This window comes from Phaeobacter italicus, assembly GCF_001258055.1.
In the GTDB taxonomy this organism is placed as follows: Bacteria; Pseudomonadota; Alphaproteobacteria; order Rhodobacterales; family Rhodobacteraceae; genus Phaeobacter; species Phaeobacter italicus.
Map to the genome: position 1 here is coordinate 650,433 of NZ_CVRM01000011.1, position 24,021 is coordinate 674,453.

General features: G+C 58.3%; 24 protein-coding genes and 1 tRNA gene. 17 read left to right on the forward strand and 8 right to left on the reverse strand.

From position 1 onward, the window contains the following. Positions 1–26: 26 nt before the first annotated feature. Positions 27–620 carry a hypothetical protein gene (locus NIT7645_RS06305; RefSeq protein ID WP_008559853.1) on the reverse strand — a complete coding sequence of 198 codons (594 nt, stop codon included), beginning with the start codon at positions 618–620 and terminating at the stop codon, positions 27–29. A gap of 213 nt (positions 621–833) precedes the next feature. Between NIT7645_RS06305 and recA the strand changes: the two genes are divergently transcribed. The 4 genes from recA to NIT7645_RS06330 all read left to right on the forward strand — a co-directional run bounded on the left by recA (position 834) and on the right by NIT7645_RS06330 (position 6,231). After that, positions 834–1,901, forward strand: a complete 1,068-nt coding sequence (gene recA, locus NIT7645_RS06310; protein WP_008560254.1) for a recombinase RecA — start codon at positions 834–836, stop codon at positions 1,899–1,901. 167 nt (positions 1,902–2,068) lie between these two features. Beyond that, complete coding sequence (gene alaS / locus NIT7645_RS06315) at positions 2,069–4,720, forward strand: alanine--tRNA ligase (protein WP_008559073.1); 2,652 nt, start codon at positions 2,069–2,071, stop codon at positions 4,718–4,720. 91 nt (positions 4,721–4,811) lie between these two features. After that, positions 4,812–5,099 (forward strand): DUF1330 domain-containing protein, encoded by a 288-nt coding sequence (locus NIT7645_RS06320; protein ID WP_008561696.1) that lies wholly within the window; start codon positions 4,812–4,814, stop codon positions 5,097–5,099. A gap of 142 nt (positions 5,100–5,241) precedes the next feature. Then, complete coding sequence (locus NIT7645_RS06330) at positions 5,242–6,231, forward strand: IS1595 family transposase (RefSeq protein ID WP_082204834.1); 990 nt, start codon at positions 5,242–5,244, stop codon at positions 6,229–6,231. Between the two features lie 284 nt (positions 6,232–6,515). On the opposite strand, the gene NIT7645_RS06335 is transcribed toward NIT7645_RS06330, so the two are convergent. From NIT7645_RS06335 to NIT7645_RS06360, 6 genes are all read right to left on the reverse strand, one after another. Next, positions 6,516–7,100, reverse strand: coding sequence for a VOC family protein (locus NIT7645_RS06335; protein ID WP_008560834.1), 585 nt, complete (start codon positions 7,098–7,100; stop codon positions 6,516–6,518). A gap of 109 nt (positions 7,101–7,209) precedes the next feature. Continuing rightward, entirely contained in the window at positions 7,210–9,030 is a 1,821-nt protein-coding gene (gene typA / locus NIT7645_RS06340; RefSeq protein WP_008559472.1) for a translational GTPase TypA, read from the reverse strand. 135 nt (positions 9,031–9,165) lie between these two features. Next, positions 9,166–9,501, reverse strand: a complete 336-nt coding sequence (locus NIT7645_RS06345; RefSeq protein ID WP_008562763.1) for an SMR family transporter — start codon at positions 9,499–9,501, stop codon at positions 9,166–9,168. 46 nt (positions 9,502–9,547) lie between these two features. Beyond that, entirely contained in the window at positions 9,548–10,720 is a 1,173-nt protein-coding gene (locus tag NIT7645_RS06350) for an HD domain-containing protein (protein WP_008560406.1), read from the reverse strand. Next, on the reverse strand, positions 10,713–10,961 hold the full coding sequence (locus NIT7645_RS06355; protein ID WP_008561023.1) for a hypothetical protein: 249 nt from the start codon (positions 10,959–10,961) through the stop codon (positions 10,713–10,715). Before NIT7645_RS06355 ends, NIT7645_RS06350 begins: the two co-directional genes overlap by 8 nt. Next, complete coding sequence (locus tag NIT7645_RS06360; protein WP_008559513.1) at positions 10,961–11,614, reverse strand: alpha/beta hydrolase; 654 nt, start codon at positions 11,612–11,614, stop codon at positions 10,961–10,963. Before NIT7645_RS06360 ends, NIT7645_RS06355 begins: the two co-directional genes overlap by 1 nt. Before the next feature lie 190 nt (positions 11,615–11,804). On the opposite strand from NIT7645_RS06360, the gene iscR reads away from it, so the two are divergent. From iscR to NIT7645_RS06410, 10 genes are all read left to right on the forward strand, one after another. Then, the gene (iscR, locus tag NIT7645_RS06365; protein WP_037302391.1) at positions 11,805–12,263 is read left to right on the forward strand and encodes a Fe-S cluster assembly transcriptional regulator IscR; all 459 of its coding nucleotides are present in this window, start codon (positions 11,805–11,807) and stop codon (positions 12,261–12,263) included. 86 nt (positions 12,264–12,349) lie between these two features. Beyond that, entirely contained in the window at positions 12,350–13,393 is a 1,044-nt protein-coding gene (locus NIT7645_RS06370) for a cysteine desulfurase family protein (RefSeq protein WP_008560228.1), read from the forward strand. Between the two features lie 15 nt (positions 13,394–13,408). Beyond that, positions 13,409–14,932: a Fe-S cluster assembly protein SufB gene (gene sufB, locus NIT7645_RS06375; RefSeq protein ID WP_008561837.1), complete on the forward strand. Its 1,524-nt coding sequence runs from the start codon at positions 13,409–13,411 to the stop codon at positions 14,930–14,932. Positions 14,933–14,970: 38 nt separating this feature from the next. Beyond that, the gene (locus tag NIT7645_RS06380) at positions 14,971–15,285 is read left to right on the forward strand and encodes a heavy metal-binding domain-containing protein (RefSeq protein ID WP_008560327.1); all 315 of its coding nucleotides are present in this window, start codon (positions 14,971–14,973) and stop codon (positions 15,283–15,285) included. Between the two features lie 66 nt (positions 15,286–15,351). Then, positions 15,352–16,110: a Fe-S cluster assembly ATPase SufC gene (gene sufC, locus NIT7645_RS06385; RefSeq protein WP_037302389.1), complete on the forward strand. Its 759-nt coding sequence runs from the start codon at positions 15,352–15,354 to the stop codon at positions 16,108–16,110. After that, on the forward strand, positions 16,111–17,391 hold the full coding sequence (locus tag NIT7645_RS06390; RefSeq protein ID WP_050686361.1) for a SufB/SufD family protein: 1,281 nt from the start codon (positions 16,111–16,113) through the stop codon (positions 17,389–17,391). After that, the gene (locus NIT7645_RS06395) at positions 17,391–17,882 is read left to right on the forward strand and encodes a hypothetical protein (RefSeq protein ID WP_037302383.1); all 492 of its coding nucleotides are present in this window, start codon (positions 17,391–17,393) and stop codon (positions 17,880–17,882) included. The genes NIT7645_RS06390 and NIT7645_RS06395 overlap by 1 nt, the downstream gene beginning before the upstream one ends. Positions 17,883–17,886: 4 nt before the next feature. After that, positions 17,887–18,468: a Yip1 family protein gene (locus NIT7645_RS06400; RefSeq protein ID WP_037302381.1), complete on the forward strand. Its 582-nt coding sequence runs from the start codon at positions 17,887–17,889 to the stop codon at positions 18,466–18,468. Beyond that, complete coding sequence (locus NIT7645_RS06405) at positions 18,461–19,681, forward strand: cysteine desulfurase (protein ID WP_008560199.1); 1,221 nt, start codon at positions 18,461–18,463, stop codon at positions 19,679–19,681. The genes NIT7645_RS06400 and NIT7645_RS06405 overlap by 8 nt, the downstream gene beginning before the upstream one ends. Before the next feature lie 226 nt (positions 19,682–19,907). Next, positions 19,908–21,551 carry an O-linked N-acetylglucosamine transferase, SPINDLY family protein gene (locus tag NIT7645_RS06410; RefSeq protein WP_050686363.1) on the forward strand — a complete coding sequence of 548 codons (1,644 nt, stop codon included), beginning with the start codon at positions 19,908–19,910 and terminating at the stop codon, positions 21,549–21,551. A gap of 164 nt (positions 21,552–21,715) precedes the next feature. Here NIT7645_RS06410 and NIT7645_RS06415 read toward each other — a convergent pair. Beyond that, positions 21,716–21,805: transfer RNA gene (locus tag NIT7645_RS06415), tRNA-Ser, on the reverse strand. Positions 21,806–21,924: 119 nt separating this feature from the next. Here NIT7645_RS06415 and NIT7645_RS06420 point away from each other — a divergent pair. From NIT7645_RS06420 to rpmA, 3 genes are all read left to right on the forward strand, one after another. After that, entirely contained in the window at positions 21,925–22,776 is an 852-nt protein-coding gene (locus NIT7645_RS06420) for a DUF2059 domain-containing protein (protein ID WP_008559135.1), read from the forward strand. A gap of 223 nt (positions 22,777–22,999) precedes the next feature. Further along, positions 23,000–23,587, forward strand: coding sequence for a 50S ribosomal protein L21 (locus NIT7645_RS06425; RefSeq protein ID WP_008562449.1), 588 nt, complete (start codon positions 23,000–23,002; stop codon positions 23,585–23,587). A gap of 11 nt (positions 23,588–23,598) precedes the next feature. Next, on the forward strand, positions 23,599–23,868 hold the full coding sequence (gene rpmA, locus NIT7645_RS06430; RefSeq protein ID WP_008561540.1) for a 50S ribosomal protein L27: 270 nt from the start codon (positions 23,599–23,601) through the stop codon (positions 23,866–23,868). Positions 23,869–24,021: the final 153 nt, after the last annotated feature.

Here is a 24,021-nt window from a genome sequence, read left to right on the forward strand (position 1 = left end):
TTTTTTGTTTCTGCGGGGTGCCCAGATCAGCTGATGCTGTCGTAAAGGGCAAATTCCTCCGCCCGCTTGCGCCGGACAAGGGCAAGCGTCTCGTCACTGGGTGCAAGGTTCCGGGTAGGGCTCACGTTCAGCTGCGGCAGCTCAAAACGGTAGCCAAGCCGCGTCTCAAGAAAGGCCTGCAGCTTCTGCGGCTCTTCATATCGAAACAAATGACGCACGGCGCAGCCATTGGGTTGGGGCGCAAGGAACCTGGCCTGGCTTCCGACATCTGCGTGGCGGGGCGGTTTGCCACGGCAGGCATCCCGCAGGAACGCGTCAAACGAAATGTCGGCCGTGCTGTTGGGATGGCCTGCCAGTGCGTCGCGTTGGCGAAAGCGATACCATGACCCCAGCCAGCTGATCGGCTCTCGCATGACCGCGACCAGCTCCATCTCGGCGTTGCACACCTTGTCAAACATCGGCCGAATCCAGCGGTTGTAGCGATAGACCGGGGCGTGTTTCAGCTCGGGCGGGTTTGAAATCGCCACATCCGCCCGGCTCGCCAAGGCGGCGTGATAGGCCGTGGTGCCGGTTTTCGGCACCGAAAGCAGCGCCAGACGTTCTTTGAAAAAGATCAGCATACCGTGAAAAGCCTGCTCAAATACCCGTGGTTCTCCTTTCAATAACACTCTCTTAACCATGTTGGCTACCAACTCGGAGAGAGAACAAAGAAGAACATCCAGTGAAGTTCTTCTTGCAATGTTCCTGTTTTGATCTCATATAGAACATGAGGTGAACAAAGCAGTGATTGCCGCCCGCCTGCGGGTGTGACACATAGGAAGGGACAAGGGACTATGGCGGATCTTTTGACCATGAAAGACAACAAGAAAAGCGGCGACAAACAAAAGGCGCTCGACAGCGCCCTGGCGCAGATTGAACGGCAGTTCGGCAAGGGCTCCATCATGAAGCTCGGCGATGGCAACCCCCTGAACGAGATCGAGGCGTCTTCGACCGGCTCGCTGGGGCTTGATATCGCACTTGGCATTGGTGGCCTGCCGATGGGACGGATCGTTGAAATCTACGGTCCTGAAAGCTCGGGCAAGACCACGCTGACGTTGCACTGCATCGCAGAACAACAAAAGAAAGGCGGCGTTTGCGCCTTTGTGGATGCGGAACACGCGCTGGACCCGCAATATGCGGCCAAGCTGGGCGTTGATCTGGACGAACTGCTGATTTCGCAACCCGATACCGGCGAACAGGCCCTGGAAATCACCGACACGCTGGTGCGGTCGGGCGCGGTCAACATGGTTATCGTCGACTCTGTTGCTGCACTGACACCCAAGTCGGAGCTGGAAGGCGACATGGGCGACAGCAATGTGGGCGTTCAGGCCCGCCTAATGAGCCAGGCCATGCGCAAGCTGACCGGTTCCATCAGCCGCTCCAACTGTATGGTGATCTTCATCAACCAGATCCGGATGAAAATCGGCGTGATGTTCGGCTCGCCCGAAACCACAACTGGCGGTAACGCACTGAAGTTCTATTCATCCGTCCGTCTGGACATCCGCCGGATCGGTGCCATCAAGGACCGCGACGAGGTGGTCGGCAACGCGACCCGCGTCAAGGTGGTCAAGAACAAGGTCGCACCGCCCTTCAAGCAGGTTGAATTCGACATCATGTATGGCGAAGGCATCTCGAAGATGGGTGAGCTGCTTGATCTTGGTGTTGCGGCTGGTGTGGTTGCAAAATCCGGTGCCTGGTTCTCTTACGGGGACGAACGGATCGGGCAGGGCCGCGAGAATGCCAAGACGTTTCTGCGGGAAAACCCCCATATCGCCTATGATATCGAGGACAAGATCCGCGCGGCGCATGGTCTGGAATTCGACCGACCCGAGGGCGGTGACGACGATATCCTTGAGGCGTAAACGCCGAAAACCGCATGAAATTTTGATCAAATCAGGGCGTGGAGGCTTCCGCGCCCTTTTTCGTTCGAATTCACCCTTGGTTTTGCGCCTTGCAGTGCTGGACAGGCCGGAAGGCTGGGGCTACACCTGCCGGGACCGCTGAGACAGCCAGCAAAGAGATCCCGTATATGCCGACGCTCAATGATATCCGTTCAACCTTTCTGAACTACTTTGCCAAACAGGGCCACGAGGTTGTGTCCTCCAGCCCGTTGGTTCCGCGCAATGACCCGACCCTGATGTTCACCAACTCGGGCATGGTGCAGTTCAAGAACCTGTTCACAGGGCTTGAAACCCGCGACTACACCCGCGCAACAACCTCGCAGAAATGCGTCCGCGCCGGGGGCAAGCACAATGACCTCGACAATGTGGGTTATACCGCGCGCCACCACACATTCTTTGAGATGCTCGGGAACTTCTCCTTTGGTGACTACTTCAAGGAAGAGGCGATCCCGTTTGCATGGGAACTGATCACCAAGGAATTCGGGATCGACAAGTCAAAGCTGCTGACGACCGTCTACCACACCGATGACGAAGCCTTTGAGATCTGGAAAAAGGTCGGTGTCCCGGAAGATCGCATCATCCGCATCGATACCTCTGACAACTTCTGGCAGATGGGGCCGACCGGACCCTGTGGTCCCTGCACCGAGATCTTTTATGACCACGGTGATCACATCTGGGGTGGCCCTCCGGGCAGCGCGGATGAGGACGGCGACCGTTTCATCGAAATCTGGAACGTCGTGTTCATGCAGAATGAGCAGTTCGAAGACGGCTCGATGAAGGCGCTGGACATGCAGTCGATCGACACCGGCATGGGGCTGGAGCGGATTGGCGCATTGCTGCAGGGCAGCCATGACAACTACGACACCGACCTGTTCAAGGCGCTGATCGAAGCCTCGGCTGACGTGACCAATGTCGATCCTTATGGCGACCAGAACGTCCATCACCGGGTCATCGCAGATCACCTGCGGTCGACCTCCTTCCTGATCTCGGATGGTGTGATGCCGTCCAATGATGGCCGCGGCTACGTGCTGCGCCGCATCATGCGCCGGGCGATGCGCCATGCGCATCTTCTTGGCGCCAAGGATCCGGTCATGCACCGCCTTGTGCCTGCGTTGGTTCAGCAGATGGGCGCAGCCTATCCGGAGCTGGGTCGGGCGCAGTCGATGATCGAAGAGACGCTGTTGCAGGAAGAAACGCGCTTCAAACAGACGCTGGATCGCGGTCTGAAACTGCTGGATGATGAACTGGCCGACCTTGATGAGGGCGCGCCGCTGCCGGGTGAGGCTGCGTTCAAACTCTACGACACATACGGCTTTCCGCTTGATCTGACACAGGATGCGTTGCGCGAAAAGGGCCGCACTGTTGACACCGACGGCTTTGACAGCGCGATGGCCGAGCAAAAGGCCAAGGCGCGCGCCGCCTGGGCGGGCTCTGGTGAAAGCGCGGATAGCACGATCTGGTTCGATGTTGCCGATCAGGCCGGTACCACCGATTTCCTTGGCTATGAGACCGAGGCCGCAGAGGGTCAGGTCATGGCGCTGGTCGTTGACGGTGCCCAAGTGTCCGAGGCCGGTGCGGGCACGGATGTGCAGGTCGTTCTGAACCAGACGCCGTTCTATGCAGAATCCGGTGGTCAGGTTGGCGACAGCGGTGAAATCCGTGTGGACGGTGGCGTTGTGCGTGTCAGTGACACCAAGAAGGCTGCTGGCGTGTTCATCCACTTTGGCAAGGTGGAAAGCGGCATGATCACCAAGGGGGCTGCTGCCCAGCTTGAGGTGGATCACGCGCGCCGCTCTGCGATCCGCTCGAACCACTCGGCGACCCACCTCCTGCACGAGGCGCTGCGCGAGGTGCTGGGTGAGCATGTGGCACAGCGCGGCTCGCTGAACGCGGATGATCGTCTGCGGTTCGATTTCAGCCACAACAAGGCGCTGAGCCTGGATGAGATCCGGACCGTGGAGCAGCAGGTGAACCACTTCATCCGCCAGAACTCGACCGTGGAAACCCGTATCATGACCCCCGATGATGCACGTGCGCTTGGCGCGCAGGCGTTGTTTGGCGAGAAATACGGCGACGAGGTTCGCGTGGTGTCGATGGGTAAGGCGCCCACTGGCAAGGGTCAGGACGGCCAAACCTGGTCGCTGGAGCTGTGTGGCGGTACGCATGTCAAACAGACCGGTGATATCGGGACATTTGTTGTGTTGGGTGACAGCGCCAGCAGCGCAGGCGTGCGCCGCATTGAGGCACTGACCGGCGCAGAGGCGTTCCAATACCTGACGGGTCAGGATAACCTTCTGGCTCAGGCGGCGCTGGAGCTGAAGGCACAGCCCGGCGATGTGCCAGAGCGCATCAAGGCGCTGCTGGATGAACGCAAGGCATTGCAAAACGAAGTTTCCCAGCTGAAACAGCAGGTTGCAATGGGTGGCGGCGCTGGTGGCGGAGTCGAGACCAAAGACATCGGCGGCAAGACCTTCCTTGGTCAGGCGCTCGAAGGTGTCTCTGGCAAGGATCTGCGTGGTCTGATCGATGCGCACAAGCAAAAGATCGGTTCTGGCGTCATCCTGCTGATTGCCAACGACGGCGGTAAGGTCGCGGTCGCCGCAGGTGTCACCGACGATCTGACGGCTGAGGTTTCCGCCGTTGACGTTCTGAAAGCGGCCGTTCCGGCGGTTGGCGGCAAGGGGGGCGGTGGCCGTCCTGACATGGCGCAAGGCGGCGGCAAGGACTTCTCTGGTGCGCAAGACGCGCTGAAGGCCGCAGAGGCATTCCTCGCGGGCTGAGCCTGAATTGACCAATAGGTCAAAAAACACTTGGTCTTTCCGGCAAACATCGTAACCTGCCGGAAAGATCGTTTGACAAAGGAAGCCCCCAATGCCCGCACTCTGGATTGCCCATGTGACCGTGACCGACGCCGATGCATACGGCAAATACGCCGAGCTGGCGGGTCCGGCGATTGCCAAACACGGCGGAGAGTTCATCGCGCGGGGTGGTAAATTCGTGCAGCTCGAGGGAAAGGAACGGCCGCGCAATGTTGTGGCAAAGTTCGCAAGCGTCGAGGCGGCTGTCGATTGCTACAACAGCCCGGAATACCAAGAGGCGCTGAGCCATGCCAAAGGTGCGTCCGAGCGCGAATTGATGGTCGTTGAAACCACGGCCTAAGCCACGCACTATTTTAGACCTTTTGAAAGAGCGGCCTTTTGCGGTCGCTCTTTTTCTTTAGTAGTGTCCGCAAATCGTGTTGGCCCTCTTCGTTTTCGGCATAAGTGGCCAATATTATTCGGCTTTTTGAAAGGAGCCGAATATGCATCATCACGAATTTACCCAGTTCCTCAAGCATTTTGATTTGCTGGACCCTGCGCAGATTGAAGAAGCCAGAGCTCGGATTTCCGATGCTCGCAGGAGGAAGGAAGCACTCGCTCAAATCGAGGGAAGCGGCGCCCGCGAATGTCCCCACTGTGGATGCGGCAAGCGCCAAAAATGGGGCAAGACACCCACAAATGTGCAACGTTACCGATGTGGTAACTGCAGAAGGACCTTCACTGGACGCACTGGCACACGGATTGCGCGCATTCATCGGCCAGGGCTGTTCTTTGATGTGTTGAGGGATATGCTGGGGACACGCCCGCCATCATCCGTTCGCGTGCTGGCAAGACGCCTTGGGCTCAACAAACACACAGTATGGCGCTGGCGTTTGATTGCACTCTCCGCTCTTTCTGGCATCTCCGATAAGGCCTTTTCAGGCATCGTTGAGGCCGACGAAACATACCAGAAGGAATCCCGCAAAGGCAGTCGTGAGTGGGTCAGACATCAGCGCGATCCGCTCACCAACCCCAAGCCTCCCAGAATGCGTTGGTATGAATATGGCAAGAAAGGCGTGCCCATGCTGCGCGGTCTATCCAAGTGGCAGCTACCCATTCTCACTGTTGCAGATCGCAGCGGTGCCCGCTGCTTCGAGCGTATTCCCAATCGTAATCATTCAACCATCAACCGAACACTTTCTCCGATGCTGGCTACCGATGCGGTGCTTTGCAGCGACGCTCACCCTGCTTATAGAGCGCTTTCAAAGGCCCAAGGCATTGAACATTTCATCGTTCGAAGCAAACCAGGTCAAAAGACCATGTCGGCCTCGTATCACATCCAGAACGTCAATTCTCTGCATTCGCGCTTCAGAGATTTTCTTCGACCGTTTCGTGGCCCGGCCTCCAAGAATCTCTCGTGTTATATTCAATGGTTCCTTGCGCGCATCGGAGACTTTTCATCTGCCGAAGCATTTCAAAGGCTTCTGCTGTAAAATCTGATCAAGCTCGGAGCTTCAACGTGCGGCCCACTCAATGTAAGCGAAACCGCATCCTACAATGACGATCAGGACCAGAAGGCAGATCTTTAGAATTCGTCGCCTTTTCATGTTCTGATGGATGTAGTCCATCAGCGCCCCCAATACGATCTCCATGAAAGCCCCCGATGTTGCATTCCCGAGTATTTCTCACATCAAATGTGAGCAGTGGAAACATAGTCCTGACTTACTGACCAACAAGATTTGCGGTCGCTCTTTTTCTTTTGAAGGATTGAGGCGCCTCAGGCGTAGGGGTTTTTGGCGGATCGGTCTTCTGAAAGGCTCGATTGGCTGCGCTGGACGAGATCTTCGATCGCCTCTGCCAGGTGTTTTTCCTGAATGTTGTAGTCGCCGCTGGCAACCCGGATCCGGTGTGCGGCGATCATGACATCTGCATGGGTACAGCCGACAGGGGGTTCAAACCGGTAGCAGGCCAATTCAATCAGCAATCCCATCGGATCCTTGAAGTAGATGGAATCCATGAACCCGCGATCACGCGGACCGGAATGGCCAATACCCCGTTCCTCCAATCGTTCGACCGCCTGGCTGAAGGTGGCTTTTGACACGTTAAAGGCCAAATGATGCACACAGCCGGGATCCGTCGGGGTCCGCTTGCGGTCAGGGGTGCGGTTTTCATTGGTAAAGACCGTGATCAGCCGCCCATCACCCGGATCAAAATACAAATGCCCCTCATCCGGATCATCCAGATTGGGTTGATCAAATATGAAGGGCATGCCCAGCACGCCTTCCCAGAAATCAATAGACGTTTGCCGGTCTGCGCCGGTGAGGGTGATATGGTGAACACCCTGAACCTGAATTTTCCGCATTCTGTGCCCTTTGCCAAACGGGTTGTGTGACAACGGTAGCACGCCGCTGCTGGATAGCAAAAAGGCCGCCCTGGCAGGCGGCCTTTCTCAATGTCAAATCTGCGTGACGTTACGCGTTGGCTTTGGCCATGCGCTTGCGCTCGTGCGGGTCGAGGTAACGCTTGCGCAGACGCACAGTGTTGGGGGTGACCTCTACCAGTTCGTCGTCATCGATATAGGCGATGGCTTCTTCAAGGCTGAGCGTCATCGGCGTGGTCAGGCGCACCGCGTCGTCGGAACCAGAGGCCCGCACGTTGGTGAGCTTCTTGCCTTTCAGCGGGTTCACTTCCAGGTCGTTGTCACGGCTGTGCTCGCCGATGATCATCCCCTGATACACGTCTTCCTGCGCGCCGATCATCATCTTGCCACGCTCTTCGAGGTTCCACAGAGCATAGGCCACCGAGGTGCCGTTTTCCATGGAGATCAGAACGCCTGCGCGACGACCGGGGATGGTGCCCTTGTGAGGGGTCCAGCCGTGGAACACGCGGTTCAAGACGCCGGTGCCGCGGGTGTCTGTGAGGAACTCACCGTGATAGCCGATCAGGCCACGCGACGGGACATGGGCGATGATGCGGGTCTTGCCTGCGCCGGCGGGCTTCATCTCTACCAGTTCACCTTTGCGGTGACCGGTGAGTTTTTCGATCACGACGCCAGAGTATTCGTCATCCACGTCGATGGTGGCTTCTTCGACCGGCTCCATGCGAACGCCGTCTTCTTCCTTGAAGAGAACCTGCGGACGCGAGATGGACAGCTCAAAGCCTTCGCGACGCATGTTTTCGATCAGAACACCCATCTGAAGTTCACCGCGACCGGCGACTTCAAAGGCTTCACCGCCGGGGGTGTCGGTGACCTGAATGGCGACATTGGATTCCGCTTCCTTCAGCAGACGGTCGCGGATCACACGGGACTGGACTTTTTTGCCGTCACGACCAGCCAGCGGGCTGTCGTTGATGCCAAAGGTCACGGTGATGGTCGGCGGATCGATCGGCTGGGCGGGCAGGGGCTCGTTCACGGAGGTGTCGAGCAGAGAGTCCGCAACGGTTGCCTTGCTCATGCCCGCAATCGACACGATGTCGCCGGCCTCTGCCACGTCGATCGGCTGCTGCGACAGACCGCGGAACGCCAGAACCTTGGTGCAGCGGAAGTTTTCGATCAGCTCGCCCTCGCGGCTCAGCGCCTTGAGGCTATCGCCAGCTTTCAATGTACCCGCTTCGACACGACCGGTCAGGATGCGGCCCATGAACGGATCAGAGCCAAGCGTGGTTGCCAGCATCTGGAACGGCTCGTCCTTGCGCTCCAGCTGTTTGGGGGCGGGTACATGTTCAACGATCAGGTTGAAAAGGGCAGAGAGATCCTTGCGCGGGCCGTCAAGCTCCATGTCGGCCCAGCCGGCACGGCCAGAGGCATACATGGACGGGAAGTCCAGCTGTTCGTCATCGGCGCCCAGGTTTGCAAAAAGGTCAAAACACTGGTCCAGCGCGCGATCAGGCTCACCATCGGGTTTGTCGACCTTGTTCACCACCACGATCGGGCGCAGACCCAGGGCCAGCGCCTTGGAGGTCACGAACTTGGTTTGCGGCATCGGGCCTTCAGCGGCGTCCACAAGCAGAACCACACCGTCCACCATGGACAGGATGCGTTCAACTTCGCCACCAAAGTCGGCGTGGCCGGGGGTGTCGACGATATTGATGCGGGTGCCGTTCCATTCGACCGAGGTTGCTTTGGCCAGAATGGTGATGCCGCGCTCGCGTTCCAGATCGTTGCTGTCCATGGCGCGTTCCGCCACAGCCTGGTTTTCGCGGAAGGCACCGGATTGTTTCAGAAGCTCGTCAACCAGCGTGGTTTTGCCGTGGTCAACGTGCGCGATGATCGCAATATTGCGCAGGTCCATAGGTGTCAGCCTTTGTAAGGAAGTTGCCGCGCGCATAGCGCGATACCGGGACAAAGGCCAGAGCAAATGCATCTTTTTGCCGCCCAAGAGGCGGCAGCGTTGCGCCGACGCGCAAAATCCCGGCTTTGCCTTGCCTCAGTGACCTGAGGTTTTCGAGAAAAGATGGATGATCAGAATGCCTGCCATGATCAACCCAAGACCAAGGACAGCAGGCAGGTCCAGTTTCTGACCAAATACCAGCCAACCGATGACCGCAATAAAGAAAATCCCAAGGCCCGACCAGATCGCGTAGACGATACCCACCGGCATATGCCGGAGCGTCAGCGCCATCAGGTAAAATGCCAGCCCGTAGCCGATCACCACCAGGATGGAGGGGCCGAGGCGGGTGAACTGCTGGCTTGCCTGCAGGGCCGTGGTTCCGATCGTCTCTGCGATCACGGCAAAGACAAGATACACATAATGGAGCGGCATCAGACTCTCCGGGTGAGTTAGGCTCGAGCAGGCCTGAAGGAAAAGGTCAGTCGCGGGCGTTTTCGGCAAACCACGGGGCGACGCGGTTGTGAACATAGGTCCAGACAGCTGGCGCGCCGCGTGTCACCTTTTGGCCGACGCGGGTGTCAAGCTGCTCAAGCGTCACGTCATAGTCGATCCAGCTGCCACCGCCCGTCAGCAGGTTCAACAGAACGGGCTGCACCCGGTCGACGGCCTTGGCATAGATCGCCTCGTTTGTTTCGGCGGCCTCAAATTCCTGCCAGATGTGCCGGAAGGCGGCCGCCTGTGCATCGGGCAAAAGCCCAAACAGGCGCTTGGCTGCGGCCTCTTCGCGGGCTTCGATTTCTGCCAATTGTTCTGCGGTCAGGCCAGAGTGGATCGGGACATCACCGGCGTCGATCTCGACAATGTCATGCAGCAACAGCATCTGCAGAACCTTGGCCATATCGATGGGCGCGTGGCTGTGTTCGGCAAGAACCCAAGCATAAAGCATGATGTGCCAGCTGTGTTCAGCCGAGTTTTCACGACGGCTGCCATCGCCGATCTTTGTGGCCCTGTTAACGCCTTTGAGGGCGTCGGCCGCGTTCAGGAAGGCCAGCGGCTGTGTGATCCGATCATCGGGTTTGGCCCCTTCAAGAAGCGCAACCGCGTGATGATATACCTCGGGAAAATGGTCCTTCAGTGCCGCCGCACGGCCCCCAAACAGGTTGTTGCGAACAATTTCGACGTGAAAGTCAGGCACGTCCGCATTGCACAAGGTCTGGAAAATTGGCTGGCAGTGATCGATCCGCTTGGCCCAGCGGGCATCAGCTGTCTCAGCGGCGTCAAATTCGCGCCACAGACCATGCATGAAAACGGACTGATCTGCTGGCAAAAGGGCAAACAGGCGCGTGGCCGCTGCGGCTTCGGCATCTGCGACGGCGGTCCAGTCGATGTCATCGCCAATTGGATGGTCGCCTGCGTCAATCTCAACCAGGTCATGGAGCAGCAGCATCTGCACCACGCGAGAAATCGACACATCTGCAGGAGCAAATGGCGCAAAGGCGAGCGCATAGAGCGCGAGGTGCCAGCTATGTTCGGCGGCGTTTTCCTCGCGAGAGCCATCCAGAATAAGGTTTTGCCGTTTTACCCTTCGCAGCTTGTCCGCCTCCAGGAGAAATTGGAATTGGCGGTCAAGTCGCGCTTGTGGGTCAGTCATGCTCTGGTGCCTTGGATGCTATTTTCGCCTTTGCGGCGTTGATCTTGTCATTGAGAAACGCGCGCGCCTTACGCTCGGCAAGGCGCACGCGCATTTCTGTCAGAAATGCCTCTTCCAACGATTGAGACGCGGCCCCAAGAACCTGGCTCACCTCCATATACAGGCGCTCTTCGCCGGTGGCGTCCTGCACCTTGAGGGTGTCCGCCGCCAGTTTCTGTGCCAGCGTCTCGATCGTGCTCATCAGCGGGAGTTCTCAGTCAGACGGCGTTTGACGTAATCGGAGACATTGTTGATCATCGGATCCATGTGGGGATCCTGGAAGAAGTGATCAGCGCCCTCGATTTCGGTGTGGGTGATGGTGATCCCCTTCTGCTCGTGCAGTTTGTTCACCAGATTGGTGGTGTCTGCAGGAGGCGCCACACGGTCGGCTGTACCGTTGATGATCAGGCCAGAAGACGGGCAGGGCGCGAGGAAGGAGAAGTCATACATGTTGGCCGGCGGCGCAACAGAGATGAACCCGGTGATTTCAGGACGACGCATCAACAGCTGCATGCCAATCCAGGCCCCAAAGGAAAAGCCGGCAACCCAGCAGTGTTTGGAGTTGGAGTTCATGGACTGCAGGTAATCAAGGGCCGATGCAGCATCGGACAGCTCGCCCACACCCTGATCATATTCGCCTTGCGAGCGGCCAACGCCGCGGAAGTTGAACCGCAGAACCGTGAAGCCCATGTTGTAAAAGGCGTAATGCAGGTTGTAGACGACCTTGTTGTTCATCGTCCCGCCAAACTGCGGGTGCGGATGCAGCACAATGGCGATCGGCGCGTCTCTTTCTTTTTGCGGGTGATAGCGGCCTTCCAGGCGGCCTTCGGGTCCGGGAAAAATGACCTCAGGCATGGGTGAGTGAATCCTACTCTTATTTTCTGCGGATGCTGTTCGGGAAAACTTGACGAATTCCGTCGGGCACCTTAGAACGGTTCTAATTGATGGCAGAGGCCAAGTCACGCTGCCGTCCCGCTGAGATACGCATTGCAGCGTTCAAGGTCAATCTTTTCGCTGCTTTGTCCCGTTCTGGAGATTTGAAAACATGAAACTTTCGACGAAAGGACGGTATGCGATGGTGGCGCTGGCTGACATCGCGCTTCAGCCAGAGGGTCATTTGGTGGTTTTGGGGGATATTTCCAAGCGCCAGGATATCTCTCTGCCGTATCTTGAGCAGCTATTCGTGAAACTGCGGCGTGCCGGCCTTGTTGACTCTGTCCGGGGTCCGGGTGGCGGCTATCGGCTTGCCCGCCCGGCATCTGAAATCCGGGTTGTCGATGTGCTTGGCGCCGTGGATGAGACCGTGGATGCGATGCACAAGGGGGCGGGGGCCTCTGGTGGTTTGTCGGGAAGTCGGGCGCAGTCGCTGACCAATCGGCTTTGGGAAGGGTTGAGCGCACATGTCTATGTGTTCCTTCATCAGACCCGGCTCTCTGATGTGATCAAGAACGACCTTGCGCCATGCCCCGCGGTGCCGAACCTTTTCGCCGTGGTGGACGATTGATCCCCGCACAACCCCTGCCAAATCAGGTGTAATTTTTGTTCCCTGCCCGCCAAGAGCGGGTCAGCCACAGGACAGACAGACACGCAATGTCGCGCCTCTATCTAGATCATAACGCCACAACGCCAATTTGCGCTGCTGCAAAGGCTGCGATGGTCGACGCGATGGAGGTTTGCGGAAATCCATCTTCGGTGCACGCCGAAGGTCGCGCTGCCAAGGCCGTGATCGAACGGGCCCGCGCGCAGATTGCCGCGGCCTTTGGTGCAGATGGCGCGGATATCGTGTTTACCTCCGGGTCAACCGAAGGGGCGCAGCTGGCGATGGCGGGGCGAAATCTGCACGCCGCTGCAGTTGAACATGACGCTGTAAGGGCCTGGTCTGTCGAGGATCTGCAGGTTTCCGATACAGGCGCAGTCAGCGTTCTCGACCCGGCAATCTCTGCGCTTCAACTGGCAAATTCAGAAACCGGCGTGATCCAGACCCTGCCGCAGGGGCTGGCTGTCACGGATGCGACACAGGCCTTTGGCAAGCTGCCGGTCGCGTTCAACTGGATGGGGGCAACCATGGCGCTGATTTCGGCGCATAAACTGGGTGGACCCAAGGGTGTCGGTGCTGTCGTTTTGAAACGCGGCACGGATCTGGCAGCACAGATCAAGGGGGGCGGACAGGAAATGGGCCGCCGCTCTGGTACGGAAAATGTTGTCGGTATCGCAGGTTTTGGCGCCGCTGCGGAGGCGGCGGCGAAACTGCTGGCGGACGGCGTCTGGGAGCAGGTTGCCGCGCTGCGCGACATTATGGAGGCGGCCCTTGCAGAGGGTAGCCCCGAGACTATTTTCGTAGGGAAATCTGCAAAACGGCTGCCCAACACCAGCTGCTTTGCAACCCCGGGATGGAAGGGCGAGACACAGGTCATGCAAATGGATCTGGCCGGTTTCGCGATCAGCGCGGGTAGCGCCTGTTCCAGCGGAAAGGTGCGCGCAAGCGCCGTTCTGACTTCGATGGGGTATGACGAGACAACAGCCCAGAGCGCCGTGCGCGTGTCCCTGGGCCCCGAGACAACAGAAACAGATGTGCTGCGCTTTGCTGAAGCGTGGTGCGCCAAACAGAAGAAACACCGCGCCCGCGTGGCGTGACTGCAGGAGATGACCATGGCCGCTTTGGATGATGTTCAGGTAAAAGAAGGCGTTGATCAGGAAACTGTCGATGCCGTGCGCGAAGTTGGTGGCGCCTATAAATACGGTTGGGAAACCGACATCGAGATGGAATATGCCCCCAAGGGCGTGAACCCCGATATCGTGCGCCTGATTTCCGACAAGAACGAAGAGCCCGAGTGGATGACCGAATGGCGTCTGCAGGCCTTTGAGCGTTGGGAGAAGATGGACGAGCCGAACTGGGCGATGGTGAATTACCCGGAAATCGACTTTCAGGACCAGTATTACTATGCCCGTCCCAAGTCGATGGAAGTGAAGCCCAAGTCGCTGGATGAGGTCGACCCCAAGCTGCTGGCCACCTACGAAAAGCTGGGTATCCCCCTGAAAGAGCAGATGATCCTTGCAGGTGTCGAAGGCGCAGAAGACATGCCCGCCGAAGGCCGCAAGGTTGCTGTGGATGCGGTGTTTGATTCCGTTTCGGTCGGCACCACCTTTCAGGCGGAGCTGAAGAAGGCAGGCGTTATTTTCTGCTCCATCTCCGAAGCCATCCGCGAGCATCCCGAGCTGGTCAAGAAATACCTCGGCTCTGTTGTTCCGGTTACCGACAACTTCTATGCGACGCTGAACTCTGCCGTGTTCTCCGATGGTTCGTTCGTCTACGTGCCGCCGGGCGTGCGCTGCCCGATGGAGCTGTCGACCTATTTCCGCATCAACGCCGAAAACACGGGCCAGTTCGAACGCACGTTGATCATTGCGGACAAGGGCTCTTACGTGTCCTACCTCGAAGGCTGCACCGCACCCCAGCGCGACACCGCACAGCTGCACGCTGCGGTGGTGGAAATCATCATCGAAGAAGACGCCGAAGTGAAATACTCCACCGTTCAGAACTGGTATCCGGGTGATGAGAACGGCAAGGGCGGTATCTATAACTTTGTGACCAAGCGCGCTGACTGCCGCGGCGACCGCTCCAAGGTGATGTGGACCCAGGTGGAAACCGGCTCTGCCGTGACCTGGAAATACCCCTCCTGCATCCTGCGCGGCGAGGAAAGCCAGGGCGAGTTCTACTCGATCGCGATTGCCAACAACATGCAGCAGGCGGACACCGGCACCAAGATGGTGCACCTGGGCAAAAACACCAAGTCGCGCATCGTGTCCAAGGGCATTTCTGCCGGCAAGGCCCAGAACACCTATCGTGGTCTGGTGTCGATGCACCCCAAAGCCAAGGACAGCCGCAACTACACCCAGTGTGACAGCTTGCTGATCGGCGACAAATGCGGGGCGCACACGGTTCCCTATATCGAGGTCAAGAACAACTCATCGCGCGTGGAGCACGAGGCGACCACCTCCAAGGTGGATGATGACCAGCTGTTCTACTGCCGCCAGCGCGGCATGGACGAGGAAGAAGCGGTGGCCCTGGTGGTCAACGGTTTCTGCAAGGACGTGCTGCAGGCGCTGCCGATGGAGTTCGCCATGGAAGCGCAGCAGCTGGTCGCGATCTCGCTGGAAGGGTCTGTCGGATAATGACAGGCCCCTGGGCATCAACGCATGGAGGCAATGGCATGATTGTCACAACCACACCAAACGTCGAAGGCTACCAGATCGCCGAATACAAGGGCATCGTGGTGGGTGAGGCAATCATGGGCGCCAATGTTGTGCGCGATGTCTTTGCCTCGATTACCGACATCGTGGGCGGCCGCTCTGGCGCTTATGAAAGCAAGCTGCAGGACGCGCGCGAAACCGCGCTGGCAGAGCTCGAGGACCGCGCCCGCGCCAAAGGTGCCAATGCGGTTGTCGGTGTCGATCTGGATTACGAAGTGGTCGGCCAATCCATGCTGATGGTCTCGGCCAGCGGAACAGCCGTGGTGCTCGGCTAAGGAATTCGCCCTTCGGGGCACAGGAACAACCGGGGTTCGCCCCGAAGAGATATAAACGAGGAAAAAATGCTCGAAATCAAAAACCTGCACGTCAAACTTGAAGAAGAGGACAAGCAGATCCTCAAGGGCGTCAACCTCACCGTGGAAGCGGGTAAGGTGCATGCCATCATGGGTCCGAACGGCTCTGGCAAGTCCACGCTGTCCTATGTTCTGTCCGGTCGTGACGGCTATGAAGTCACCGACGGTGAAGCAACGCTCGCGGGTGAAGACATTCTGGAAATGGAGCCGGAAGAGCGCGCCGCAGCCGGTATTTTCCTTGCATTCCAATACCCTGTGGAAATCCCGGGCGTTGGCAACATGACCTTCCTGCGCACTGCCGTAAACGCGCAGCGCAAGGCCCGTGGTGAAGAAGAGCTGAGCGCATCTGATTTCCTGAAGGACGTGCGCGCAAAGGCCAAGACCCTGAAGATCGATGCGGAAATGCTGAAGCGTCCGGTCAACGTCGGCTTCTCCGGTGGTGAGAAAAAGCGCAACGAAATCCTGCAGATGGCGATGCTGGAACCGAAGATGTGCATCCTGGACGAGACCGACTCCGGTCTTGACGTGGACGCGATGAAACTGGTTTCCGAAGGCGTGAACGCGCTGCGCGACGAAGGCCGTGGCTTCCTCGTCATCACCCACTATCAGCGTCTGCTGGACCACATCAAACCTGATGTCGTTCACATCATGGCAGACGGCCGTATCATCAAGACCGGTGGCCCCGAGCTGGCGCTGGAAGTTGAAAACAACGGCTATGCGGACATTCTGGCGGAAGAGGGTGTGTAAATGGCGCTTCCCGAACGCAAGCAAAGCGATACCGACGCCCGTCTGGCAGCGATGACGCTGCCGGAAGGTGGCTGTCTGGCAGAGGCACGCAAGGCCGCCCTGTCGCGTGTGCAGACCATGGGTCTGCCCAACCGCCGCGATGAATATTGGAAATACACCCGTCCCGACACGCTGGTGCAGGCCGACGCGCCGACAGCGGCCGTCTTTGACGCGGGCGAAGCCCCGATGTTTGACGAGTTTGACCGCCTCAAAGTGGTTTTTGTCGATGGTGTGTTTGACGCAGAGGCCTCTGATGATCTGAGCCTTGAAGGCATCAGCATCGAACGGATCGCTGATATCTGTGACAAAGATATCCATTGGGCCAAGGACTTGTACGGTGTTCTTGAAGCCCGCGGTCAAACCCCGGTGGCCCGTCCGCTGGCGGCTCTGAACACGGCCTTCGCCCAGGATGGCGTTGTGATCCGCGTGACTGGCACCCCTTCGAAGCCGGTGAACCTGGTGTATCGGCACGGCTCGGACAGTTCCGACGCGATCCTGCACCATGTTGTGCGTGTCGAAAGCGGCGCGTCTGCGACCATTCTGGAAAACGGCCCCGCTGCGTCGCGCTTTAACAAATGTATGGAAGTCGACGTCGCGGACGGTGGCGCCCTGCATCTGGTCCGTGCGCAAGGGCGCGATCACGAACGCCGCGCTGCAACGCATCTGTTTGCACGCCTCGGTACGGAATCCGTGTTCAAGGCCTTCACGCTGACTGTGAATGGCGTCCTGACCCGCAATGAGGCCGTGATCGAACTGACCGGCGACGATGCTGTTGCGCATATCGCAGGTGCCTGTGTCGGGGACGGTGATTTTCATCACGACGACACCGTGTTCATCACCCATGACGCGGTGAACTGCGAAAGCCGCCAGGTGTTCAAGAAGGTGCTGCGCAACGGGGCAACCGGTGTGTTCCAGGGCAAGATCCTGGTGAAGGAAGGCGCGCAAAAGACTGATGGATATCAGATTTCCCAGTCGTTGCTGTTGGATGACGACAGTCAGTTCCTCGCCAAGCCTGAGCTGGAAATCTATGCCGATGACGTTGCCTGCTCGCATGGCTCCACCTCGGGTGCGATCGATGAGGAAGGCCTGTTCTACCTCCGCTCGCGCGGTGTGCCGACGGATGTTGCAGCCGATCTTCTGACACTCGCATTCCTGGCCGAGGCTGTGGAAGAGATCGAAGACGACGAGATCGCCGCAGCGCTTGTTGCGCGTCTCGAGGGCTGGCTGGCCCGCCGCCGCTGATGTCCATAACGCAGGACATCGTTGCAACCTACAAGGGGCCGCGCAAGGTAATTGCGCGGCGTCTTGCCATGGGGTTGCGAGAGGATCGGCTGCTGGCGATCCTCATGGCGGGATGTGCGCTGGCCTTCATCGCGCAGATGCCTGTCCGTGCGCGTGAGGCGCATCTGACCGGGCAGGAGTTGAACATGCTTCTGGGCGGCTCGCTGCTCGGGCTTATCTTTATTGCGCCCTTGCTTTTCTATACGCTTTCCCTTGTAACCCATTGGATTGCAAAGGTTCTGGGTGGAAAAGGTGACAGCGCGCAAGCCCGTTTTGCGCTGTTCTGGGCCTTTCTCGCGGCCAGCCCGCTGATGCTGCTGAACGGTCTGGTTGCAGGCTTTATCGGAAGCGGGGTCGAGCTAACCCTCGTGGGCGGCCTGTGGTTTGCAGCGTTCATGTGGTTCTGGATCAGTGGCATGGCGCAGTCCTACTGGGCAAAGACAGGTGAGTGATCGGATGGTTCCGTTTCAAACCCTTGTGGGTCTGACATTTCAGGCCCCGACCGAGGCAGCCCGGCAAATCCTGTCGGTGAACTGGCCGCGCGAGGCCTTGTGGCTGGGGCTCGCGCTGACGGCTGTCGTGAATACGCTGGTGCTGCGGGTTGCAGACGCGATGTCGCCCGCGCAGGCAGGGCTTACCTCTGCGATTCCGGCTGTGGCATATGCCGGCGCGGTCTTTGGTCTGCATGTGGCGACCTGTGCGCTGATGACCTGGACCGGGCGTTGGCTGGGTGGAAAAGCGCGGTTCAGCGATCTTCTGGCGCTGACTGTCTGGCTCAATGCGTTGCAGATCGGACTGCTGGTCGCCGTGATCCTGTTGCATGGGATCCTGCCGCTTGCCGCCTCGCTGATTGCGTTGCTGACAAATTTCGCCATGCTGGCGATCTTTATGTTGTTCATCAAGGAAGCACATCAATTTGCGTCGATCTGGCGGGCCATCGGCACCGTGTTCATGTCGGCGTTGATCGTTCTGTTCCTTCTGACATTCCTTGTTGGGGCGCAGGCCCCTGAAATTCTGGGGCTACCCGACCATGTATGACGTCGAAAAAATCCGTTCCGATTTCCCGATCCTGTCGCGTGAGGTGAATGGCAAACCGCTGACCTATCTCGACAACGGGGCGTCTGCGCAGAAACCCCAGGTCGTGATCGACGCGATCACGCGAGCCTATGCCGAGGAATATTCCAATGTTCACCGTGGCTTGCACTATCTTTCTAATCTCGCGACAGAGAAATACGAAACCGTCAGGGGCACCATCGCGCGGTTTCTGAATGCCGGCCACGAAGACCACATTGTCATGAACTCCGGGACCACCGAGGGCATCAACACCATCGCCTATGGCTGGGCGATGCCCAATCTGGAAGCGGGTGACGAGATCATTCTGAGCGTGATGGAGCATCACGCCAACATCGTGCCCTGGCATTTCTTGCGCGAACGGCAGGGGGTGGTGATCAAATGGGTTGAGACCGCCCCAGATGGTAGCCTGGACCCACAGTCGGTGATCGATGCCATCACGCCCAAGACAAAGCTCATCGCAATCACCCAATGTTCCAACGTCTTGGGCACGATTGTTGATGTGAAATCCATCTGTCATGCCGCACGAGACCGCGGCGTGGCGACGCTGGTGGATGGATCACAGGGCGCCGTCCACATGCCGGTGGATGTACAGGATATCGGCTGTGATTTCTACGCGATCACTGGGCACAAGCTTTATGGTCCGTCGTCATCAGGCGCCATCTACGTCCGGCCAGAGCGGATGGCCGAGATGCGGCCGTTTATGGGTGGCGGCGACATGATCAAGGAAGTCAGCCGCGACCGTGTCATCTACAATGACGCCCCGATGAAGTTTGAGGCCGGTACACCCGGTATTGTGCAGATGATCGGCCTGGGGGTTGCACTGGACTACATGATGGGTGTTGGGATGGATAAGATTGCAGCCCATGAGGCGGATCTGAAATCCTATGCCAGCGAACGACTGTCCGGTCTGAACTGGGTGAGCGTTCAGGGGCAGGCCCCTGAAAAGGCGGCGATTTTTAGCTTTACGTTGGAAGGGGCGGCGCATGCACATGACATCTCTACCATTCTCGACAAAAAAGGTGTCGCGGTCCGGGCAGGTCAACATTGCGCCGGCCCGTTGATGGAGCATCTTGGCGTTGCCGCGACCTGCCGGGCGTCCTTTGGGATGTACAACACGCGGGCAGAGGTGGACGTTCTGGTTGATGCTCTTGAACTGGCGCATGAGCTATTTGCCTGACCTGAAAAGGATCAATCGCTGCAAAAATCGCATCTTAAAATCGCCATCCTTTGGGTGGCGATTTTTTGTTAGGTCGGCCTTACGGCGGGACGGCGCGCGTGGAGGGATCGGCAGGGCTATCGCGACGGATAAAAGCCCGCAAATTGGTTCAGCGGCTGTCGCAACCTAAGCGGATCTTAAGAAATTTCCGAAAGATTGAAGCGATCTGTCCGCAAAGGAGCTCGCTGTGACTGTCGCCTTTCCAAACGGGGTCAATTGCCCGCTCTACACCCATGCCGTCGCGATGATGCGCAGTGCTGAGTTTCCCTCTGCAGAGGCGCTGATGCGCCAATCCCTTCAAAGCGAGGGGGAAACGGCAATCAGCTATCACTATCTGGCCGAAATCGTGGCCTCTGATCCGGCGCGTATCCGTGAGGCGATTGGCTGGCAGCAAAAGGCGCTGTCTCTGGCGCCACATAATTCCGTGTTCATCGCGGCGCTTGGCTCGCGGCTCAGGGATGGCGGGCTTGAGAAGGAGGCGCTTGAGGTCCTCGAATATGCGCTTGAGGTGGATGAGAACAATGCAATTGCCTTGCCGCTTATCTTGCGGCTCAGGCGACAGTTTCTTGCCTGGACTGATGCGGAACAGGAAACCGCGACCCTGCAGCGCCAGCTGTCCCACCAGCACAAATTCGCATCTCTGACATTGCTGACGCTGATCGACGACCCAGAGTTGCAACTGGCGAACGCTCGACTTGCTGCGCCTGTGAGCCGCCAAATTGACCTGCGCCCCCATCCACCCAGCGACAGGATCCGGGTTGGCTATTTTTCAGCGGATATTTACGATCACCCGACCATGCATCTGTTCGAGGGCGCGTTGCGTGCCCATGATCGTGACCGGTTTGAGTTCTTTGTCTACGATCTGGCCCCGCGAGAGGGCGGCTATCAGCAGCTGGTACAGGAGATCGCTGACACCTACCGGGACATCTCGGCCATTTCTGCGGGGCAGATTGCTGAGGTTGCGCGGCGCGATCAGATCGACATTGCGGTTGATCTGAAGGGAGACACGTTTCAGTCCCGACCGGAGATTTTTGCCCACCGCGCGGCGCCAGTGCAGGTGTCATTTCTGGGCTTTCCCGGCACCTCGGGGATGGCCGACATGGATTTCATGGTTGCCGACCCCATCACCATCCCGCCAGAGGCGGAGCACTGCTATAGCGAACGCATTCTGCGGATGCCGCAGTGCTATCAACCCAACACCAATCCGCGCTACAGCCCTGCAGACACGAATATGCGTGACCGTTTCGGCATTCCGCAGGATCGGTTTGTCTTTGCGACGTTCAACAACATCTACAAGATCGGTCCGCGGGAGTTTGCAACCTGGATGGAGATCCTGAAGGCCGCGCCTAACTCTGTTTTGTTGTTCTATCTCAGCAATCTTGATCTGAAAGACAGGTTGATTGCCAAGGTCAAGGCCGCAGGGGTTGCCCCTGATCGTGTGATCCTGACGGGACCGCTGCCCCAGAAAGACCACTTGGACCGGATCTCTCAGGTCGACCTTTGTCTGGATTGTTTCAGCTACAACGCCCATACCACCGCTTCGGATGCGATCTGGTGCGGGGTGCCAATCCTCACATTATGTGGAGAGCAGTTCGCCGCCCGCGTCGCCACCAGCATTCTGCATGCTGCAAATTTGGCCGAGCTGTCTGTCACGTCTGTGGCTGAATATGTTCAATTAGCAGCCGCGCTCGCCAAGGATCCGGAGCGTCTTTCCCGGATCAAACGCCAACTCAAGGAGGAAAGAGACCAGCTGCCGCTGTTTGATACCCAGACATGGACCCGCGATTTCGAGGGGCTGTTGGAGGCGGTGTATCAAGAGAGCCGTGCTTAGGCAGGGCTTGATCCGCGAGGGTAGGGGCGAGATCGGCCTTTTTAGGTAATTTCTGACCGCGCGCTGGGGGAGGTCGACATCGAGCCCGGCAGCAGCCTGTCCGCGATTACGATCGCGACGGCACGGGCACGTCCGGTGGCGGTCATTCTCAATCTGAGGAAAAATGGCGGAGAGACAGGGATTCGAACCCTGGGTCCCCGTGAAGGGACAACGGTTTTCGAGACCGCCCCGTTCGACCACTCCGGCACCTCTCCGCGGGGGGTGAGAGCGCGTTTAAAGAGGATTGAGCAGGGGCGCAAGGGGGGAATTCGCGCTTTTGGCGGGAATTTTCAATTTTGATTGTCTCGGGGGCGAAAACGCTTAGGTTTCTGGTATGACCTATGCTTCTCGAACCCGCCTAATCCAGGGAGTAGGGGCGCTAGCCCTTGTTCTTGCATTCTTTTTCTCAGCCGTTGCTGCACAGGCAGCGGATCGGGCAAAGGTGATTGCCTTTCTCGAAACGACCGGGTTCGACGTGGCACTTGATAGTATTGCCCATTCGGCAGAGCTTGCGCCGGATATGCTGGGGATTGATGCCGGCGCCTTTGGTTCCGCCTGGGTGCGTCTGTCGCAGGATGTCTTTGACCGCGATGAGATGCGCGAAACGGCGATCACCATTCTGGAGGAGACCCTGGCAGAAGAGGCGCTGGCTCATGCTGCGGATTTCTATGCCAGTCCCCTGGGCGCGCGGCTGGTTGCCGCAGAGAACGCCTCGCACCGGGTTGAAGATGATGACGCCAAACAGCAGGCAGGGATGCGGATCATCAGCGATCTTGTGGCCGATGGCAGCAGCAGACCACAGTTGTTTCAGCGGATGGGAGAGGCGATTGATGCCGCTGATGCCGGTGTGAAGGCGCTGCAGGAAATCCAGTTCCGCTTTCTCATGGCGGCCAGCGCTGCGGGGGTCATTGACCTGCAGCTGGATGGCGATGGCTTGCGTGCGTTCATGGCCGATCAGGAGGGGGCAACACGCATGGCGATGCAGGCTGCAAACATGGCCGCAAGCGCCTATACCTACCAGGGTTTCAGCGATGCCGAGCTTGACCAGTACATTGACGCGTTGGAGCATCCGCTGATGCAACAGGTTTATGCGCTGCTGAATGCGGTCCAGTATGAGATTACGGCCAACCGATTTGAGGCTTTGGCCTATCGTCTGCAGGATCTGCAGCCCGCGCAGGATCTGTGATCTGACGCCATCACCGTGGTGGCGCAATTGCCGCCGAAAACGGGTTGACTTATCCACACGATCACCGCATAAGCCCGCATCCCGGCCCGGAATCTCTGTGCCGGGGTTTATTTGTCATACGCCCCGAGGGGGGCGCGCTGTTCGAGGTGGCCCTGGGCCGAAACACTGGACGCATCTGATGCGAAAGGGACCGTAGGACGCGGGTAGAAAAGGAAAGACGCATATGTTTGCGGTCCTCAAAACCGGCGGCAAGCAGTACAAAGTTCAACCCGGCGACCTGCTGCGTGTTGAAAAACTGGCTGCTGATGCTGGCGAAACAATCCAGTTCAACGACATTCTGATGCTCGGTGGTGATGCACCGGTTGTGGGTGCGCCTTTTGTTGACGGTGCTGCGGTTCAGGCCGAAGTTGTCGATCAGATCAAAGGCGAGAAGGTCATTCACTTTGTGAAGCGCCGTCGTAAGCACTCCTCCAAGCGCACCAAAGGTCACCGTCAGAAGCTGACTCTGGTCAAGATCACCGAGATCCTGGCATCCGGCGCTGACAAATCCGGCGTAAAAGCTGCATCCGGCCAAGGCGCTGCTCCGGCAGCTGGCAAAGCCGCTCCTGCAGCTAAAGCAGCACCTGCTGCTGGCGACAAACTGACCGACCTGAACGGTGTTGGTCCGGCTGCTGCCAAGAAGCTGGAAGAAGCTGGTCTGACCACCTTCGCCCAGATCGCAGCCTTGTCTGAAGCAGACATTGCTGGTATCGAAGGCATCAAAGTGAAGCCCGAGTGGGTTGAGCAAGCCAAAGAACTGGCTAAAGGCTAAGGAGAGACAGAATGGCACATAAAAAAGCTGGCGGTTCCTCCCGTAACGGTCGCGACTCAGCTGGTCGCCGCCTTGGCGTGAAACTGTACGGTGGCCAGGCGGCCATCGCAGGCAACATCATCATTCGTCAGCGCGGCACCAAGTTCTGGCCGGGCGAAGGCGTTGGTCTGGGCAAAGATCACACCATCTTTGCGACCACCGATGGTGCAGTCACCTTCCACAAAGGCCTGAAAGGCCGCACTTTCGTATCGGTTCTGCCAGTGGCGGAGGCCGCTGAATAAGCCGACCCGCAAGGTGGATGAAAATCAGGGGATCGGCGATACCGCCGGTCCCTTTTTTGTTTTGACCCGTATTTGGCGAATTTGCCTAACGAGATATCAATGGCACCGTGTTATCTGCGCGGCATTGGATCGTTTCTGGCGCGCCTTTGGTCG

Excerpts from the sequence above, each read along its gene's own strand:
- NIT7645_RS06305 (WP_008559853.1), bottom strand. The coding sequence starts at position 620 with ATGCTGATCTTTTTCAAAGAACGTCTGGCGCTGCTTTCGGTGCCGAAA.
- recA (WP_008560254.1), top strand. The coding sequence starts at position 834 with ATGGCGGATCTTTTGACCATGAAAGACAACAAGAAAAGCGGCGACAAA.
- alaS (WP_008559073.1), top strand. The coding sequence starts at position 2,069 with ATGCCGACGCTCAATGATATCCGTTCAACCTTTCTGAACTACTTTGCC.
- NIT7645_RS06320 (WP_008561696.1), top strand. The coding sequence starts at position 4,812 with ATGCCCGCACTCTGGATTGCCCATGTGACCGTGACCGACGCCGATGCA.
- NIT7645_RS06330 (WP_082204834.1), top strand. The coding sequence starts at position 5,242 with ATGCATCATCACGAATTTACCCAGTTCCTCAAGCATTTTGATTTGCTG.
- NIT7645_RS06335 (WP_008560834.1), bottom strand. The coding sequence starts at position 7,100 with ATGCGGAAAATTCAGGTTCAGGGTGTTCACCATATCACCCTCACCGGC.
- typA (WP_008559472.1), bottom strand. The coding sequence starts at position 9,030 with ATGGACCTGCGCAATATTGCGATCATCGCGCACGTTGACCACGGCAAA.
- NIT7645_RS06345 (WP_008562763.1), bottom strand. The coding sequence starts at position 9,501 with ATGCCGCTCCATTATGTGTATCTTGTCTTTGCCGTGATCGCAGAGACG.
- NIT7645_RS06350 (WP_008560406.1), bottom strand. The coding sequence starts at position 10,720 with ATGACTGACCCACAAGCGCGACTTGACCGCCAATTCCAATTTCTCCTG.
- NIT7645_RS06355 (WP_008561023.1), bottom strand. The coding sequence starts at position 10,961 with ATGAGCACGATCGAGACGCTGGCACAGAAACTGGCGGCGGACACCCTC.
- NIT7645_RS06360 (WP_008559513.1), bottom strand. The coding sequence starts at position 11,614 with ATGCCTGAGGTCATTTTTCCCGGACCCGAAGGCCGCCTGGAAGGCCGC.
- iscR (WP_037302391.1), top strand. The coding sequence starts at position 11,805 with ATGAAACTTTCGACGAAAGGACGGTATGCGATGGTGGCGCTGGCTGAC.
- NIT7645_RS06370 (WP_008560228.1), top strand. The coding sequence starts at position 12,350 with ATGTCGCGCCTCTATCTAGATCATAACGCCACAACGCCAATTTGCGCT.
- sufB (WP_008561837.1), top strand. The coding sequence starts at position 13,409 with ATGGCCGCTTTGGATGATGTTCAGGTAAAAGAAGGCGTTGATCAGGAA.
- NIT7645_RS06380 (WP_008560327.1), top strand. The coding sequence starts at position 14,971 with ATGATTGTCACAACCACACCAAACGTCGAAGGCTACCAGATCGCCGAA.
- sufC (WP_037302389.1), top strand. The coding sequence starts at position 15,352 with ATGCTCGAAATCAAAAACCTGCACGTCAAACTTGAAGAAGAGGACAAG.
- NIT7645_RS06390 (WP_050686361.1), top strand. The coding sequence starts at position 16,111 with ATGGCGCTTCCCGAACGCAAGCAAAGCGATACCGACGCCCGTCTGGCA.
- NIT7645_RS06395 (WP_037302383.1), top strand. The coding sequence starts at position 17,391 with ATGTCCATAACGCAGGACATCGTTGCAACCTACAAGGGGCCGCGCAAG.
- NIT7645_RS06400 (WP_037302381.1), top strand. The coding sequence starts at position 17,887 with ATGGTTCCGTTTCAAACCCTTGTGGGTCTGACATTTCAGGCCCCGACC.
- NIT7645_RS06405 (WP_008560199.1), top strand. The coding sequence starts at position 18,461 with ATGTATGACGTCGAAAAAATCCGTTCCGATTTCCCGATCCTGTCGCGT.
- NIT7645_RS06420 (WP_008559135.1), top strand. The coding sequence starts at position 21,925 with ATGACCTATGCTTCTCGAACCCGCCTAATCCAGGGAGTAGGGGCGCTA.
- NIT7645_RS06425 (WP_008562449.1), top strand. The coding sequence starts at position 23,000 with ATGTTTGCGGTCCTCAAAACCGGCGGCAAGCAGTACAAAGTTCAACCC.
- rpmA (WP_008561540.1), top strand. The coding sequence starts at position 23,599 with ATGGCACATAAAAAAGCTGGCGGTTCCTCCCGTAACGGTCGCGACTCA.